Origin of the sequence: Enterobacter sp. ODB01 (assembly GCF_001623605.1) — a bacterium.
Taxonomy (GTDB): Bacteria; Pseudomonadota; Gammaproteobacteria; order Enterobacterales; family Enterobacteriaceae; genus Enterobacter; species Enterobacter kobei.
This window is the reverse complement of record NZ_CP015227.1, coordinates 2183681-2199528: the sequence shown is the minus strand read 5'-3', so window position 1 is coordinate 2199528 and position 15848 is coordinate 2183681. Positions and strand designations below refer to the sequence as shown.

Sequence of the window (15848 nt, the reverse complement as noted above, 5' to 3'; positions counted from 1 at the left end):
AGCAATATAATGAGAATTGTTATCATTCTAAAAATGCTTGAGGAGTAAGAGATGGCTATTACTAAGCTGGTCCTGTTGCGTCACGGCGAAAGCCAGTGGAACAACGAAAACCGCTTTACCGGTTGGTACGACGTTGATCTGTCTGAGAAAGGCGTAAGCGAAGCAAAAGCAGCAGGTAAACTGCTGAAGGAAGAAGGCTTCAGCTTTGATTTTGCTTACACCTCTGTGCTGAAACGCGCCATCCACACGCTGTGGAACGTGCTCGACGAACTGGATCAGGCCTGGCTGCCGGTTGAGAAATCCTGGAAACTGAACGAGCGTCACTACGGTGCGCTGCAGGGTCTCAACAAAGCCGAAACCGCTGAGAAATACGGTGACGAGCAGGTTAAACAGTGGCGTCGCGGCTTCGCGGTAACCCCACCAGAGCTGACCAAAGATGACGAGCGCTACCCGGGCCACGACCCGCGTTACGCGAAACTGACTGACGCTGAGCTGCCAACCACCGAAAGCCTGGCGCTGACCATCGACCGCGTTGTGCCTTACTGGAACGAAACCATTCTGCCACGCCTGAAAAGCGGTGAGCGCGTGATCATCGCCGCTCACGGTAACTCCCTGCGTGCGCTGGTGAAATACCTGGACAACATGGGTGAAGACGAAATTCTTGAACTGAACATCCCAACTGGCGTACCGCTGGTGTATGAGTTCGACGAAAACTTCAAACCAATCAAACACTACTATCTGGGTAACGCGGATGAAATCGCAGCGAAAGCCGCGGCTGTCGCGAACCAGGGTAAAGCGAAGTAATTTTCGCCAGACATAAAAAAAGCGCGGAACCTTCCGCGCTTTTTTATTTCTGCCTCAGGACTTAACCGCGACGTGCTTTCACCGCGTTCGCCAGCTGACGCAGGAGGGTGTCGGTATCGTCCCAGCCGATGCAGGCATCCGTGACGCTCTTGCCGTACACCAGCGGCTCGCTGCCTTCCAGGTTCTGGTTACCTTCGACCAGATGGCTTTCAATCATCACGCCAATCACCGCCTTCTCACCGCCGGCAATCTGCTGACAGACATCAGCCCCGACGTCCATCTGCTTTTTAAACTGCTTGCTGGAGTTGGCATGGCTGAAATCGATCATCACCTGCGGTGGCAGCCCGGCTTTTTCCAGCCCGACCTTCACGTCGGCCACATGTTTTGCACTGTAGTTTGGCTCTTTGCCGCCACGCAGAATAATATGGCAATCCCCGTTACCGCTGGTGTTCACGATGGCGGAATGACCCCATTTGGTCACGGACAGGAAGCAGTGCGGTGCACCCGCTGCGTTAATGGCGTCGATAGCCACCTTAATGGTGCCGTCAGTGCCGTTTTTAAAACCAACCGGACAAGAGAGACCGGATGCCAGTTCGCGGTGAACCTGAGATTCCGTGGTACGGGCACCAATTGCGCCCCAGCTCATCAAATCAGCCAGGTATTGTGGCGTGATCATATCCAGGAACTCACCGGCAGCAGGCAGGCCACTGTCGTTGATCTCCAGCAGCAGCTTGCGCGCAATACGCAGACCGTCGTTGATCTGGAAGCTGTTATCCATGTGCGGATCGTTAATGAGCCCTTTCCAGCCAACGGTCGTACGCGGTTTTTCAAAATAGACGCGCATGACGATTTCCAGCTCATCCTTCAGCTCTTCGCGCAGCTGAAGCAGCCTTGCCGCATACTCTTTTGCCGCAGCAGGATCGTGGATAGAGCATGGACCAATCACCACCAGAAGACGATCGTCATTACCTTTCAGGATCTTATGGATCGCTTTGCGAGCATGAGAAACCGTGTTTGCGGCATTTTCAGTGGCGGGGAATTTCTCAAGGAGCGCTACAGGAGGTAATAACTCATTGATCTCTTTAATGCGTAAATCGTCGTTCTGATAATTCATTTTCTTTCCAGCTCTGCCATATCTTTAGTAATGAAAGCAATCCTTTCAATCTATCTTGTCGACCAGGAAGTGTAAACACGGTTTTACACTTCACGCAGATAATTCCTGGAATTCGCCTAAAAATCGCCACAAAATAGCGAAAAATGAGATCTAACCTAAGCTTTTTAACTGTAACAACCAATTTTATACGCCTAAACGCGATTCCCTACTGACGTAAGTCCGTAAGGCGGAATCTTTCGCCTCTAAAAAGATGCACTGTTGGAGAAAGTTATCCAGCGTAACGACAAGAACAGGAGCACCATGATGAAAATGACAAAACTGGCAACCCTCTTCCTGACCGCCACTCTCACCCTGGCAAGCGGCAGCGTCCTGGCTGCTGAAACGGGCACCTCAGACAGCAACGGTGATGCCAATGCGGCAGCAGAAGCAGGCCAGGTCGCCCCTGATGCGAAACAGAATATCGCCCCAAATAATGTCGATAACAGCCAGATCAATACCGGCAACACCAATACCGGGGGCACCATGCTGCATCCGAACGGCAGTGATTCCGGCACCATGAATCACGACAATATGAGTTCAGATGAAGTTCATAAGAACTCAATGTGTAAGGACGGCAAATGTCCCGACCCTAACGACAAAGTGGGTAACGATGCCAATACCAAAACCGATGGCACAACCCAGTAAGTCGTCAGTGCTTTAAATGCGAAAGGAGAGCCCAGGCTCTCCTTTCTTTTTGGAATAACCTGTTAAAAACGCTACACTAAAAAATAACGAAACAGGAAAGCAGACATGGCGCACACCCACTCACACGCATCTTCTCCCGGAAATGACAACGTAAAACGACTCATGCTGGCCTTCGGCGTTACGGCCACGTTTATGGTTATCGAGGTCATTGGCGGTCTGGTCTCCGGCTCGCTGGCGTTGCTGGCTGATGCCGGTCACATGCTGACCGATGCCGCAGCGCTACTCTTCGCTCTGCTGGCAGTGCAATTTGCTCATCGTCCTCCGAACGCACGCCATACCTTCGGCTGGTTGAGGCTGACTACGCTTGCCGCGTTTGTTAACGCCATCGCGCTGGTGGTCATTACTATTCTTATCGTCTGGGAAGCCATCCAACGCTTCAGGCACCCGCAGCCAATAGCCGGAACGACAATGATGGTGATTGCCGTCGCGGGGCTGCTGGCGAATATTCTGGCATTCTGGATTTTGCATCGCGGCAGCGGAGAAAAGAACCTCAACGTGCGCGCTGCTGCCCTGCATGTGCTGGGGGATTTGCTCGGCTCAGTCGGGGCGATAGTCGCCGCGCTGGTGATCCTCTATACCGGCTGGACGCCAGTCGACCCAATTCTCTCCGTGCTGGTATCGTGTCTGGTTTTACGTAGCGCCTGGAGTCTGCTGAAGGAGAGCGTCAATGAACTGCTTGAAGGGGCACCCGCATCCATGGACATTGACGAGCTGAAGCGTAACCTGCGCCGTTCTGTCCCGGAAGTGCGCAATGTTCATCATGTGCATGTCTGGCAGGTAGGCGAAAAACCGGTGATGACGCTACACGTTCAGGTGATCCCACCTCACGATCATGATGCATTACTGGAACGCATTCATCACTTCCTGGAACATCATTACGAGATTGGCCACGCCACCGTCCAGATGGAGTATCAGGCCTGTAACGGGCCGGACTGTCACCTTAACGAGGCGCAGCCCGACCATTCACATCATCATCACCATTAGCGGGAAAGCGCGTGAGAGCCTCGCTCACGCGCGCTCTTAATCCACATACGGCTGCCATTCAGGGCAATGAAGGTCAGCAGCAGATATTCCAGCGACATCGCATAGACGCCCTGCAGCGCGAAAATGACCACGCTGATAACGTTGATGATGACCCACAGCAGCCAGTTCTCAACGTATTTACGGGTCATCAGGATCATCGCCGCAATTGACAGCACCATCATGCAGGAATCCCAGAACGGGAAAGCATCCGGCTGAAGTTCTGGCATCGTTACGCTCAGGCCGATACCGGACATAGCCGAAACGGCCACACGGGTCAGGAAGGCAAACACCGGGTTGATATAAACGGTCATGAAACCAATAGCAACCACGCAAGCGACAAACCAGGCAATGGCTTTCGGCAGGGGTAGCCAGCGGATCTGTAGCTCAGCCTCCTGCTGGCTGTTCTGCCGCGACCATGCGTACCAGCCGTAAATATTGGCGGCGAAGAAGAACAACTGCAAAAGCAGGCTGGCGTACAGCTGGATCTGGAAGAAGATAATCGCAAACAGCGTAACGTTAATCAGCCCGAACGCGTAATTGCTGATTTTCTCCAGGCTTGCCAGCCAGATGCAGAGTAAACCCGCCAGCGTGCCGACGGCCTCAATCCATGACAGGTCATAGCCACCTGCACCAATCGGTATATGAACCAGAATGTTCTGCGTGCTAAAAAAATCCATCTTTTCCCCGGAACGTTTTGAATTAAGTACGTAGTGTAGCCGCAAAATCCAGCATGCGGTTAAGCGGAATTAACGCACCTTCGCGCAGCGCAGCATCGACATGAATTTCATGCGCGGCGCCGCCCGTCTCCAGCCCTTCGGCAATCGCTTTCAGACCGTTCATCGCCATCCACGGGCAATGCGCGCAGCTGCGACACGTCGCGCCCTCGCCTGCCGTTGGGGCCTCAAGGAGCTCTTTCTCCGGCACGGCCTGCTGCATCTTATAAAAGATACCGCGATCGGTCGCCACGATGAGCTGCTTGTGCGGCAGCGTTCTGGCCGCGTTGATAAGCTGGCTGGTTGAACCCACGGCATCCGCCATGTCGACAATGGACTGGGGGGATTCAGGGTGAACAAGAATGGCGGCGTCAGGATAAAGCGCCTTCATGCGTGCCAGCGCCTGGGTTTTGAATTCGTCGTGCACAATACAGGCCCCCTGCCAGCAGAGGACGTCAGCGCCTGTCTGCTTCTGAACATAATTGCCGAGATGTCGGTCAGGTGCCCAGATAATTTTCTCACCCAGGCTGTCCAGATGCTCAATCAGCTCAACGGCGATGCTGGAGGTCACGACCCAGTCTGCCCGCGCTTTTACCGCCGCGGAGGTGTTGGCATAAACCACCACGGTACGGTCAGGATGGGCGTCGCAGAAGGCGGTGAACGCGTCAATCGGGCAGCCAAGATCGAGCGAACACTCGGCATTCAGCGTCGGCATCAAAATGGTTTTTTCCGGGCTGAGAATTTTCGCCGTTTCGCCCATAAAACGCACGCCAGCAACAAGCAGCGTGGAAGCAGGATGTTTTGCGCCAAAGCGCGCCATCTCCAGAGAGTCAGAGATGCAGCCCCCGGTCTCTTCCGCCAGTTGCTGGATTTCCGGGTCGGTGTAGTAATGCGCCACCATCACCGCGTCTCGCTCTTTCAGAAGACGTTTGATCTTCTCGCGGTAGAACTGTTTTTCGTCCTGGCTTAGCGGAACAGGTTTTGGCGGAAACGGATAGATGGCGGCTTCGGGATCAAACATCACACTCATTATGGCTTCTCGTTTTACGGGCTTAACAATATTGCCTTTCTTTTGCCTGACATAGCAAAACGCATGGCAATTGTGTTTTGTATACTAAACAAGATAGCGAATCTGGAGTGAAAAGTCACCGGGAATAGAGGTGTGGAGCATTTATAGAATTGCAGATAGCAAAAAGGCGCCTTTAGGGCGCCTTTCTACATTGGTGGGTCGTGCAGGATTCGAACCTGCGACCAATTGATTAAAAGTCAACTGCTCTACCAACTGAGCTAACGACCCCTTGCGGGATTTTTTCTTCGAAGTGGTGGGTCGTGCAGGATTCGAACCTGCGACCAATTGATTAAAAGTCAACTGCTCTACCAACTGAGCTAACGACCCATTCGGGTGCTGACTTCGAAGATTTTTACTCGGTACCACGTTTAAGTGGTGGGTCGTGCAGGATGACTCGGCTTCGCCTCGCCCTTCGGGCCGTTGCTAAAGCAACGTTATCCTTCACGTTTAATATCTGAGTAAGACATTAAAATTGGTGGGTCGTGCAGGATTCGAACCTGCGACCAATTGATTAAAAGTCAACTGCTCTACCAACTGAGCTAACGACCCGAGTGGTGGGTTATGACGGGCTCGAACCGCCGACCCCCTCCGTGTAAAGGAGATGCTCTACCAACTGAGCTAATCACCCACTCTGTACTACCGGAACTGCTTAAGTGGTGGGTCGTGCAGGATTCGAACCTGCGACCAATTGATTAAAAGTCAACTGCTCTACCAACTGAGCTAACGACCCACTTTTACGCTGTTTTCACGTTGTTTGATATCCCGTGGCAACGGCGGCATATATTACTGATTTAAGAATTCTGCGCAACAAAAATTTCGATGAAGATCACTTAACTGCTTACGAATCATGCTGCACGACCAGAAATAACGCGATTTCTGGTCATGCGATAATCATCCCATCGAATTCAGACGTTTTTGCGCCTGTTTGGCACCTTCGGTACCAGGGAATTTGGCGACCACCTGCTGATAAACCGCTTTGGCTTTCGCAGTGTCACCTTTGTCCTGCATGATCACGCCAACCTTATACATCGCATCTGGCGCTTTCGGCGATTTTGGGTAATTTTTCACCACGGAGGCAAAATAAAACGCCGCATCATCCTTTTTACCCTTGTTGTAATTCAACTGACCAAGCCAGTAATTGGCATTTGGCTGGTAGGTTGAATCAGGGTATTTCTTAACAAAGTTCTGAAACGCAGCAATCGCGTCGTCCTGACGAGATTGATCCTGCACGAGGGCAATGGCCGCATTGTAATCCGTATTCGCGTCACCGCTCTGTACAGGCGCGCCTGTGGAAGCGGAAGCATCCGCAGACGGCGCGGGCGCGGATGTCGCCGCTCCGCTCTGATCGCCTGCTGCGGGTTGTGCTGCTGCACCACCACCGCTGCTCAGGCTATCTATCTGCAACAAGATTTGCTTCTGACGTTCCACAACCTGGTTAAGCTGATACTGACTTTCCTGAATCTGACCGCGGAGTGAGTCAATATCGTTTTGGTTATCGGAAAGTTGTTGCTGGAGTTGGGTTAAAAGCTGACTGTGAGCGTTAGAAATACGCTCGAGTTGAGTGACCCGGTCTTCTACCGAGCCTGAGCCGACACTACTGATTGGTGCCTGAGCAAAAGCGGCCCAGGGGGCCGCTATTCCAACCAGTAACGACAGACTCAACAGATGATGTCTGAAGTTACTGCTCATGCCATTCTCTTAGTAAACCAGTACGGCACGACGGTTTTTGGAGTAAGCCGCTTCGTCGTGACCCAGTACTGCAGGTTTTTCTTTACCGTAAGAAACGATGGAGATCTGATCAGCAGAAACGCCTTTACCCTGCAGGTACATTTTAACAGCGTTAGCACGACGTTCACCCAGGGAGATGTTGTACTCTGGGGTACCACGTTCGTCCGCGTGACCTTCTACGGTGACTTTGTAAGATGGGTTGCTACGCAGGAAGTTAGCGTGAGCATCCAGCATCGCAGCGAAGTCAGAACGGATGTCGTATTTATCCAGATCGAAGTAAACGATGTTGTTCTGCTGCAGCTGCTGCATCTGAAGACGCGCCTGCTCTTCAGAAGACATGTTGCCATTGCCGTTCGCGTCCATACCGGTACCGGCACCCATCATGCCTTCGCCGCTCTGGTCATTGCTTGCGTTCTTGTTAGAAGAACACGCTGCGATTGCCATTACAGGCAGAGCGATCATCAGCCCCTTCAGCACTTTGTTCAGTTGCATTTCTATGATTCCTTTAGTAATCAATTAATTATTATTTACAGATACGGCGACCAGGCAGGTGATTTTACCTGTCCATCAGTGGCCGGAATACGCGCTTTGAAACGCCCATCTGTAGAAACCAGATTCAGCACAGATCCCATCCCCTGAGAAGAGCTGTAGATTACCATAGTGCCGTTAGGTGCCAGACTTGGCGTTTCATCCAGGAACGTTGACGACAGAACTTGAACGCCACCCGCTACCAGATCTTGTTTGGCAATGTGCTGCTGCCCACCGTTGGAGCTGACCATTACCATGAATTTACCGTCGCTGCTCACGTCTGCGTTCTGGTTCTGCGAACCTTCCCAGGTAATACGCTGCGGAGCACCGCCGTTGATGTTTACTTTATAGATTTGTGGACGGCCAGCCTGGTCAGAGGTAAACGCCAGGTTTTGACTGTCCGGGAACCATGAAGGTTCGGTGTTGTTGCTGCGACCATCGGTCACCTGGCGGATCTGGCCAGAGCCAATATCCATCACATACAGGTTCAGGCTACCGGTTTTAGACAGCGCAAAGGCCAGTTTAGAGCCGTCCGGAGAGAAGGAAGGCGCACCGTTGTGACGTGGGAACGACGCTACCTGACGCACAGCACCGTTAGCCAGCGTCTGGATAACCAGCGCAGAACGACCGCTCTCGAAAGTCACGTATGCCAGTTTAGAACCGTCCGGAGACCAGGCTGGAGACATCAGCGGCTGGGAAGAACGTTTCACCAGGAACTGGTTGTAGCCGTCGTAGTCAGAGACGCGCAGCTCATACGGGAACTGACCGCCGTTGGTCTGCACCACATAAGCAATACGGGTACGGAACGCACCTTTAATGCCGGTCAGTTTTTCGAATACCGCATCGCTGGCCGCGTGAGCCGCGTAGCGCAGGTACTGTTTAGTGACCTTGTAAGAGTTCTGTGCCAGAACGGTACCCGGTGCACCGCCGGTATCTACCAGCTGCCAGGCCACGTTGTAAGAGCCGTCCGGGTTAGGGGTAACCTGACCCACAACGACCGCATCAATACCCAGCGCAGACCATGCAGCAGGCTGTACTTCCTGTGCGCTGCCCGGCTGCTGAGGCAGACGAGAACGATCTAACGGGTTGAATTTACCGCTGTTACGCAGGTCAGCCGCCACGATGCCACCGGCATCTTCAGGTGCAGCGCCAGGACCGGCCCACTGGAACGGAACAACACCGATTGGGCGTGCCGAGTCCACCCCCTGGGTGATCTCGATACGTACTTCTGCGTGCAGCACAGCTGCCCACAGCATTAAAAAACTAAATGCTACACGTAATGCCTGCTTCATCATATCTCCCTTATCCGGGTAACCTTACCCACGATAATTTAGCAGAATGTTAACAAACTCAAATAGACAAAACTACACGATCCTGGCTATGACAATAGTCGGTTTTCTATACTTCCCAAAGGAAAGACGATCACAGCTTAAAGTCTAGTTTGGCATCTTTTATCTTATCGTAAACAGCCTCACTCGGCGGTTTAGGAATGTTCGCCGATCTTGCTGCGGCTAACGCTGCCTGACAAAGCGCAGGATCGCCCCCTTCAGAAGTGACGCTTTTCAACCGTCCATCTGGGGCAAGATTGATATGCAGCACGCACTGTTTGCCCTGATACAGGCCCGCATCAAACAGACGGCTTTGGATCGCCACCTGAATCTGCTTCGCATAAGCGCTGATATCTGCACCCGTTGCCCCGCCGTTGGCGCCGGAGGTCCCGCTGTCTTTAGACGGCTGACCGTTCCCTTTCGCCCCGCCACCCGCTTTTGGTGCGTTCTTACCTGAACTCAGGTCGCCCAGCAAATCGTCGACGCCGGCAGCCGCAGCCGCTTTATCTGCAGCGGCCTTTTTGGCAGCGGCTTTTTCAGCCGCAGCTTTCTTTTCGGCAGCCGCTTTTTTATCTGCTGCAGCTTTCTCGGCAGCCGCTTTTTTATCAGCAGCAGCTTTTTCAGCCGCAGCCGCTTTTTCAGCCGCGGCCTTCTCGGCAGCAGCCGCTTTCTTCGCAGCGTCAGCCGCTGCTTTCTTCTCTGCTTCCTGAGCGGCTTTCTTCGCCGCTTCGGCTTCAGCTTTCTTCTGAGCGTCAGCAGCCGCTTTCTTCGCCGCTTCGGCTTCGGCTTTCTTCTGAGCATCAGCAGCGGCTTTCTTCGCGGCTTCGGCTTCAGCTTTTTTCTGGGCATCGGCAGCCGCTTTCTTCGCTGCTTCAGCCGCTAATTTTGCCTGGGCATCAGCCTTCGCTTTGGCATCCGCTGCGGCTTTAGCGGCCGCTTCTTCCGCCTGCTTTTGCTGCTCCTGCGCTTTTTTCGCGGCCTCTTCAGCTTGCTTTTGCTGTTCCGCCTGCTCTTTCGCCGCTTCCTGCGCCTGCAAACGTTCTTTCTCAAGCTGCTTCAGACGTTCCTGCTCCGCGGCCTGCTTTTCACGCAGCTCTTCCGCTTGCTGTTGCGCCTGTTTTTCACGCTGTTCTTCAGCCCGTTTTGCACTCGCCTTCTGCTGCTGTTGGCGATTATAGTTTTGCACTACCGCACCGGGATCCACCATAACGGCATCGATGGAAGACCCTCCACCGCCGCCTGATGCATCAATATGCTCATCGAACGAACTCCAGATCAGCGCTGCAAAAAGAATCACGTGCAGTACTGCGGAGACGATTATCGCTCGCTTAAGCTTGTCGTTCTGTTCGGTTGCCTTTGACACTATCGGTTCCCAAAAACTACGCGGATGATCAAATAGGTTGAGTCATTAAGCCAACTGACTTAACACCCGCACTATGTAGCAAGTTCAGCGCTTTAATAATTTCATCGTAGGGTACGTCTTTCGCGCCACCGATTAAGAAGACCGTTTTCGGATTTGACTCCAGGCGACGCTGCGCCTCAGCTATCACCTGCTCCGGTGGAAGCTGATCCATACGATCTTTTTCTACCACCACGCTGTACTGCCCTACGCCGGAAACTTCAATGATGACCGGAGGATCGTCATTGGTGCTCACCGCCTGTGATTCTGTCGCATCCGGCAGATCCACCTCCACGCTCTGGGTTATGATTGGCGCTGTTGCCATGAAGATCAGCAGCAGTACCAACAGGACGTCCAGCAGTGGAACGATATTGATTTCGGACTTGAGCTCGCGACGACCTCGTCCACGCGATCTGGCCATGGTTTACCCCTTGTTGCTCTCGGTGCTGGTAAACGCCTGACGGTGCAGAATCGCAGTGAACTCTTCCATAAAGTTGTCGTAGTTCAGTTCCAGTTTGTTCACGCGCTGGTTCAGGCGGTTGTAAGCCATTACCGCCGGGATTGCCGCAAACAGACCGATAGCGGTCGCAATCAGTGCTTCAGCGATACCCGGTGCAACCATCTGCAACGTCGCCTGCTTCACCGCACCCAGCGCGATAAAGGCGTGCATGATCCCCCATACTGTACCAAACAGGCCGATATACGGGCTGATGGAGCCGACAGTACCGAGGAAAGGAATGTGCGTTTCAAGATTTTCCAGCTCACGGTTCATGGAGATACGCATCGCACGAGAAGCGCCTTCCACAACCGCTTCCGGCGCATGGTTATTTGCGCGATGCAGGCGAGCAAACTCTTTGAAGCCGCTATAGAAAATTTGTTCGGAGCCGGTCAGGTTTTCACGGCGCCCCTGGCTCTCCTGATACAGGCGAGAAAGCTCAATACCCGACCAGAACTTATCTTCAAACGCTTCCGCTTCACGGCCAGCAGCATTGAGGATACGCGTTCTCTGGATGATGATGGCCCAGGATGCGATTGAAAAACCAATCAAAATCAACATGATAAGTTTAACCAGAAGGCTTGCCTTCAGGAACAAATCAAGGATATTCATGTCAGTCACTGCTTAAACTCCGCGACAATAGACTTAGGAAGCGCACGAGGCTTCATTATGGTTGGATCAACACAAACAATCAGTACTTCAGCTGAGTTCAGTACGGTGTTCTCTGCGTTGACTATCCGCTGCGTGAAAACCAGTGAGGTCCCGCGCATTGATGTAATTTCAGTTTGGACTTCGAGCATGTCGTCGAGTCTGGCAGGCGCAAAATACTCAAGCGTCATCTTGCGTACCACGAAGGCAACTCGCTCAGCCAACAGCACCTGTTGACTAAAGTGATGATGGCGCAGCATCTCTGTGCGTGCCCGTTCATAAAAAGCAACGTAGCTGGCGTGGTAAACCACACCACCGGCATCGGTATCTTCGTAATAGACACGAACCGGCCATCGAAACAGCGTTGTATTCACTTTACATCCCAGTAATACAAGAAAAGTTGGAGCTTTCAAACTTCGCTACTATACGCGCGGGAAAGATGGTTTGGAATGGGAGAAAGTAAACGGAGAGTAAATTTTTATGGGCTCGGGTAAGCCCATATCGTTATAGGACATTTCTTATTCAGAAGAAGAAGAAAATCAAACCGGCGAGGAGAACCAGATCGGCAATCAGCGGGCAGAAAATGCCCTGCCAGTGTACCGCTTTCGGACGAAAGCCCACGCCGTGGATCACCCCAGCACACACTGCCCACATAATGAGGAAGCCATGCCAGATTTCCAGTTCGCTGGTTTTTGCCGCGAAACGCGACGGGTCCCAGAAGATGCAGCCTGCCAGCAGTAATGCCATCACTAAAGAAAGCGCCCGTAACGGGCGCTTATCCATTACCGCGTAAAGCGTCGCGATAATATTCATCAGTGTTTTTCTTCACCCGCTTTCGTCGCTTCAACATGCTCAAGCGCCAGGGCGGTGATGACACCAAAAGCACAGGCAAGAAGCGTCCCTAAAATCCATGCGAAATACCACATATTCAGCTCCTTACTTAGTACATAGAGTGGGTGTTGCTTTCGATATGTTCTTTGGTGATACGACCGAACATTTTCCAGTAACACCAGATGGTGTAAGCCAGAACAATCGGAACGAACACGCAAGCAACGTAAGTCATTAAGTTCAGCGTCATATGGCTGGAGGTTGCATCCCACATGGTCAGGCTAGCATTCAGCATGGTGCTGGATGGCATGACGAATGGGAACATGGCAATACCCGCCGTCAGGATGATGCACGCCAGGGTCAGCGAGGAGAACAGGAACGCCAGCGCGCCTTTCTCCAGACGAGACGTCAGCATGGTCAGCAGAGGCAGCAGTACACCCAGAGCCGGGATCGCCCACAGTGCAGGCATGTTATTGAAGTTCACCAGCCATGCGCCAGCCTGACGCGCCACTTCTTTGGTCAGCGGGTTAGACGGTGCCGTATGGTTGATTGCAGACGTCACGACATAACCATCAATACCGTACACCACCCATACGCCTGCCAGTGCGAAGCAGACCAGCGTCACCAGTGCAGCAACCTGAGCCGTCGCACGGGAACGCAGGTGCAGTTCACCCACCGTACGCATCTGCAGGTATGTTGCGCCCTGCGTGATGATCATCGCCACGCTCACCACACCCGCCAGCAGACCAAACGGATTCAGCAACTGGAAGAAGTTACCGGTGTAGTAAAGACGCATGTATTCGTCCAGGTGGAACGGTACACCCTGCAACAGGTTACCGAACGCCACGCCGATCACCAGCGGTGGAACGAAGCTACCAATGAAGATGCCCCAGTCCCACATGTTGCGCCAGCGGGTGTCTTCAATCTTGGAACGGTAGTCGAAACCGACCGGACGGAAGAATAAAGAGGCCAGCACCAGAATCATCGCCACATAGAAGCCGGAGAACGCAGCCGCGTAGACCATCGGCCAGGCAGCAAACAGCGCGCCGCCTGCGGTGATCAGCCACACCTGGTTACCGTCCCAGTGCGGGGCGATGGAGTTGATCATGATTCGACGCTCGGTGTCATTACGACCGAGGAAACGAGTGAGCATCCCCACCCCCATGTCGAAACCATCGGTGACAGCGAAACCGATCAGCAGAACGCCAATCAGCAGCCACCAGATAAAACGCAATACTTCATAATCGATCATTTGATGACTCCTGTCTTAGCGTGCCGGCTGAGTAGTCGCAGTGGACTGCTCGTAGTGATAGCGACCGGTTTTCAGGCTGCTTGGGCCAAGGCGCGCGAACTTGAACATCAGGAACAGTTCAGCCACCAGGAACAGGGTGTACAGACCGCAAATCAGCAGCATGGAGAAGATCAGGTCGCCTGCAGTCAGGGAAGAGTTCGCTACCGCCGTTGGCAGTACCTCACCAATGGCCCATGGCTGACGGCCATACTCCGCAACAAACCAGCCGGATTCGATAGCGATCCACGGCAGTGGAATACCGTACAGCGCCGTGCGCAGCAGCCATTTTTTCTCGCCGATGCGGTTACGAATGACGGACCAGAAGGAAGCCGCAATGATCAGCAGCATGATGATGCCGCAGCCCACCATGATACGGAATGCGAAGTACAGTGGCGCAACACGCGGAATGGAGTCTTTGGTCGCCATCTGGATCTGCGCTTCCGTCGCATCAGAAACGTTCGGGGTATAGCGTTTCAGCAGCAGACCGTAACCCAGATCTTTCTTCACGTCGTTGAACTGGTCACGTACCGCCTGATCGGTCGAACCGGCACGCAGCTGTTCCAGCAGCGAGTAGGCTTTCATACCGTTACGGATACGCTCTTCGTGCTGAACCATCAGCTCTTTCAGACCAGTGACCTGCTTATCAACAGAACGGGTGGCGATGATACCCAGCGCGTAAGGGATCTGAATCGCGAAGCGGTTTTCCTGCGCGTCCTGATCGGGAATACCGAACAGCGTAAAGGCAGCAGGCGCGGGTTGAGTTTCCCATTCAGCTTCGATTGCAGCCAGTTTGGTTTTCTGCACGTCACCCATTTCGTAACCGGATTCATCACCCAGAACGATAACAGAGAGGATGGCAGCCATACCGAAGCTTGCAGCGATAGCAAAGGAGCGCTTAGCAAAGGCGAAGTCACGACCGCGCAGCATGTAGTAAGAGCTGATGCCCAGAATGAACATCGCGCCGCACACGTAACCAGAAGCCACGGTGTGAACGAATTTCACCTGTGCAACCGGGTTCAGGACCAGCTCGGCAAAGCTGACCATCTCCATACGCATGGTCTCGAAGTTGAAATCAGACGCGATGGGGTTCTGCATCCAGCCGTTCGCCACCAGGATCCACAGCGCGGACAGGTTCGAACCTAATGCCACCAGCCAGGTGACGGCCATATGCTGGACTTTACCCAGACGGTCCCAGCCGAAGAAGAACAGACCTACAAAGGTGGATTCGAGGAAGAAGGCCATCAGACCTTCAATGGCCAGCGGCGCACCGAAGATGTCCCCTACATAGTGGGAATAGTATGACCAGTTAGTCCCGAACTGGAACTCCATGGTCAGACCGGTGGCCACGCCCAGTGCGAAGTTGATACCAAACAACTTGCCCCAGAACTTGGTCATATCTTTATAAATCTGTTTGCCGGAGAGGACGTAAACCGTTTCCATAATGGCCAGCAGGAACGCCATACCGAGCGTCAGCGGCACAAACAGGAAGTGGTACATCGCGGTCAAGGCAAACTGTAAGCGCGACAGTTCGACTACGTCTAACATTATGACTCCTTGCTCATCGCATGAAGACTCCGAGAGTGAACCCCGTCAGAAGAGATCCACACGCATGCCCCAATACAAATTATTCGCATCCTGGTCGTCGTTATTACCCTGAAGAAGGATAAAAACGATGACGTCAGGTTACAAATAGGTTAATAAAAAACTCAAATTGATCCCGCAAATATAATACGCTGCAAAACCCTTACAATAAACAGGTTTTTATTGAATCACATTTACGTTTTTCGACGGCGATCAATTTATAGCAAAATTACCACTTTTCGGCCATTTTGATCGGGAACAATTTAGCGCTTTTCAACGCCTTTTTCCAAGGATTAAACATTGATTTAAATCAAAAACAAGCAGCAATGTTAATCATGTTTAAACGCGGTGAGAATGGTAAAAACCATGTTAACGATATGTACATGCAAGGATGTGATAGGTTATCGAAGAAGGAAAAAATATAAACAGAAGTGATTTTTATTAACGCGAGAGAAATTGTCCTTTTCAAGCGCGACCAACAATAAAGCGTAGTCGAGCCAGATTATTTTTCCATTGCTTTTCTTCAACTCTTAGAAATTACATTTAATTTACCT

General features: G+C 52.6%; 17 protein-coding genes and 5 tRNA genes. 3 read left to right on the top strand and 19 right to left on the bottom strand.

The features are described 5' to 3' along the window. Positions 1 to 51: 51 nt before the first annotated feature. Complete coding sequence (gpmA, locus tag A4308_RS10500) at positions 52 to 804, top strand: 2,3-diphosphoglycerate-dependent phosphoglycerate mutase (RefSeq protein WP_063308510.1); 753 nt, start codon at positions 52 to 54, stop codon at positions 802 to 804. A 61-nt stretch (positions 805 to 865) separates the two neighbouring features. Here gpmA and aroG read toward each other — a convergent pair whose 3' ends face one another. Continuing rightward, positions 866 to 1918 carry a 3-deoxy-7-phosphoheptulonate synthase AroG gene (gene aroG, locus A4308_RS10495; protein WP_014883052.1) on the bottom strand — a complete coding sequence of 351 codons (1053 nt, stop codon included), beginning with the start codon at positions 1916 to 1918 and terminating at the stop codon, positions 866 to 868. A gap of 303 nt (positions 1919 to 2221) precedes the next feature. Between aroG and A4308_RS10490 the strand changes: the two genes are divergently transcribed. Together A4308_RS10490 and zitB are read left to right on the top strand one after the other, a co-directional pair. Beyond that, positions 2222 to 2602: a protein YbgS gene (locus A4308_RS10490; RefSeq protein WP_014883051.1), complete on the top strand. Its 381-nt coding sequence runs from the start codon at positions 2222 to 2224 to the stop codon at positions 2600 to 2602. A 105-nt stretch (positions 2603 to 2707) separates the two neighbouring features. Continuing rightward, positions 2708 to 3646, top strand: coding sequence for a CDF family zinc transporter ZitB (gene zitB, locus A4308_RS10485; RefSeq protein WP_045281113.1), 939 nt, complete (start codon positions 2708 to 2710; stop codon positions 3644 to 3646). Here the strand turns inward: zitB and pnuC are convergent. The 18 genes from pnuC to cydA all read right to left on the bottom strand — a co-directional run bounded on the left by pnuC (position 3643) and on the right by cydA (position 15258). Further along, a complete protein-coding gene (gene pnuC, locus A4308_RS10480; protein WP_014883049.1) occupies positions 3643 to 4362 on the bottom strand; it encodes a nicotinamide riboside transporter PnuC in 720 nt (239 codons plus the stop codon). The two genes, zitB and pnuC, sit on opposite strands and share 4 nt — an antisense overlap. 22 nt (positions 4363 to 4384) lie before the next feature. Beyond that, positions 4385 to 5428: a quinolinate synthase NadA gene (gene nadA, locus A4308_RS10475; protein ID WP_032637167.1), complete on the bottom strand. Its 1044-nt coding sequence runs from the start codon at positions 5426 to 5428 to the stop codon at positions 4385 to 4387. Between the two features lie 191 nt (positions 5429 to 5619). Then, positions 5620 to 5695: transfer RNA gene (locus A4308_RS10470), tRNA-Lys, on the bottom strand. A gap of 23 nt (positions 5696 to 5718) precedes the next feature. Further along, positions 5719 to 5794: transfer RNA gene (locus A4308_RS10465), tRNA-Lys, on the bottom strand. A 146-nt stretch (positions 5795 to 5940) separates the two neighbouring features. Beyond that, positions 5941 to 6016: transfer RNA gene (locus A4308_RS10455), tRNA-Lys, on the bottom strand. A gap of 3 nt (positions 6017 to 6019) precedes the next feature. Then, positions 6020 to 6095, bottom strand: a tRNA-Val gene (locus tag A4308_RS10450). A gap of 26 nt (positions 6096 to 6121) precedes the next feature. Further along, positions 6122 to 6197 (bottom strand) — tRNA-Lys (locus A4308_RS10445). 161 nt (positions 6198 to 6358) lie between these two features. Continuing rightward, entirely contained in the window at positions 6359 to 7156 is a 798-nt protein-coding gene (cpoB, locus tag A4308_RS10440) for a cell division protein CpoB (protein WP_023332428.1), read from the bottom strand. A 9-nt stretch (positions 7157 to 7165) separates the two neighbouring features. Further along, positions 7166 to 7687: a peptidoglycan-associated lipoprotein Pal gene (gene pal, locus A4308_RS10435; RefSeq protein ID WP_003858578.1), complete on the bottom strand. Its 522-nt coding sequence runs from the start codon at positions 7685 to 7687 to the stop codon at positions 7166 to 7168. 35 nt (positions 7688 to 7722) lie between these two features. Further along, complete coding sequence (gene tolB / locus A4308_RS10430) at positions 7723 to 9015, bottom strand: Tol-Pal system beta propeller repeat protein TolB (RefSeq protein ID WP_013097529.1); 1293 nt, start codon at positions 9013 to 9015, stop codon at positions 7723 to 7725. Between the two features lie 130 nt (positions 9016 to 9145). Further along, the gene (gene tolA, locus A4308_RS10425; RefSeq protein ID WP_045281592.1) at positions 9146 to 10414 is read right to left on the bottom strand and encodes a cell envelope integrity protein TolA; all 1269 of its coding nucleotides are present in this window, start codon (positions 10412 to 10414) and stop codon (positions 9146 to 9148) included. Between the two features lie 28 nt (positions 10415 to 10442). Continuing rightward, positions 10443 to 10871, bottom strand: a complete 429-nt coding sequence (tolR, locus tag A4308_RS10420) for a colicin uptake protein TolR (RefSeq protein WP_003858589.1) — start codon at positions 10869 to 10871, stop codon at positions 10443 to 10445. 3 nt (positions 10872 to 10874) lie between these two features. Then, positions 10875 to 11567 (bottom strand): Tol-Pal system protein TolQ, encoded by a 693-nt coding sequence (gene tolQ, locus A4308_RS10415; RefSeq protein WP_008501101.1) that lies wholly within the window; start codon positions 11565 to 11567, stop codon positions 10875 to 10877. Further along, positions 11564 to 11968, bottom strand: coding sequence for a tol-pal system-associated acyl-CoA thioesterase (ybgC, locus tag A4308_RS10410; RefSeq protein WP_003858593.1), 405 nt, complete (start codon positions 11966 to 11968; stop codon positions 11564 to 11566). The genes tolQ and ybgC overlap by 4 nt, the downstream gene beginning before the upstream one ends. Before the next feature lie 148 nt (positions 11969 to 12116). Beyond that, positions 12117 to 12407 carry a cyd operon protein YbgE gene (ybgE, locus tag A4308_RS10405; protein ID WP_010428735.1) on the bottom strand — a complete coding sequence of 97 codons (291 nt, stop codon included), beginning with the start codon at positions 12405 to 12407 and terminating at the stop codon, positions 12117 to 12119. Further along, on the bottom strand, positions 12407 to 12520 hold the full coding sequence (gene cydX / locus A4308_RS10400; RefSeq protein WP_003858598.1) for a cytochrome bd-I oxidase subunit CydX: 114 nt from the start codon (positions 12518 to 12520) through the stop codon (positions 12407 to 12409). Before cydX ends, ybgE begins: the two co-directional genes overlap by 1 nt. A gap of 14 nt (positions 12521 to 12534) precedes the next feature. Continuing rightward, complete coding sequence (gene cydB, locus A4308_RS10395; RefSeq protein WP_014883044.1) at positions 12535 to 13674, bottom strand: cytochrome d ubiquinol oxidase subunit II; 1140 nt, start codon at positions 13672 to 13674, stop codon at positions 12535 to 12537. Positions 13675 to 13689: 15 nt separating this feature from the next. Then, entirely contained in the window at positions 13690 to 15258 is a 1569-nt protein-coding gene (cydA, locus tag A4308_RS10390; RefSeq protein ID WP_014883043.1) for a cytochrome ubiquinol oxidase subunit I, read from the bottom strand. Positions 15259 to 15848: the final 590 nt, after the last annotated feature.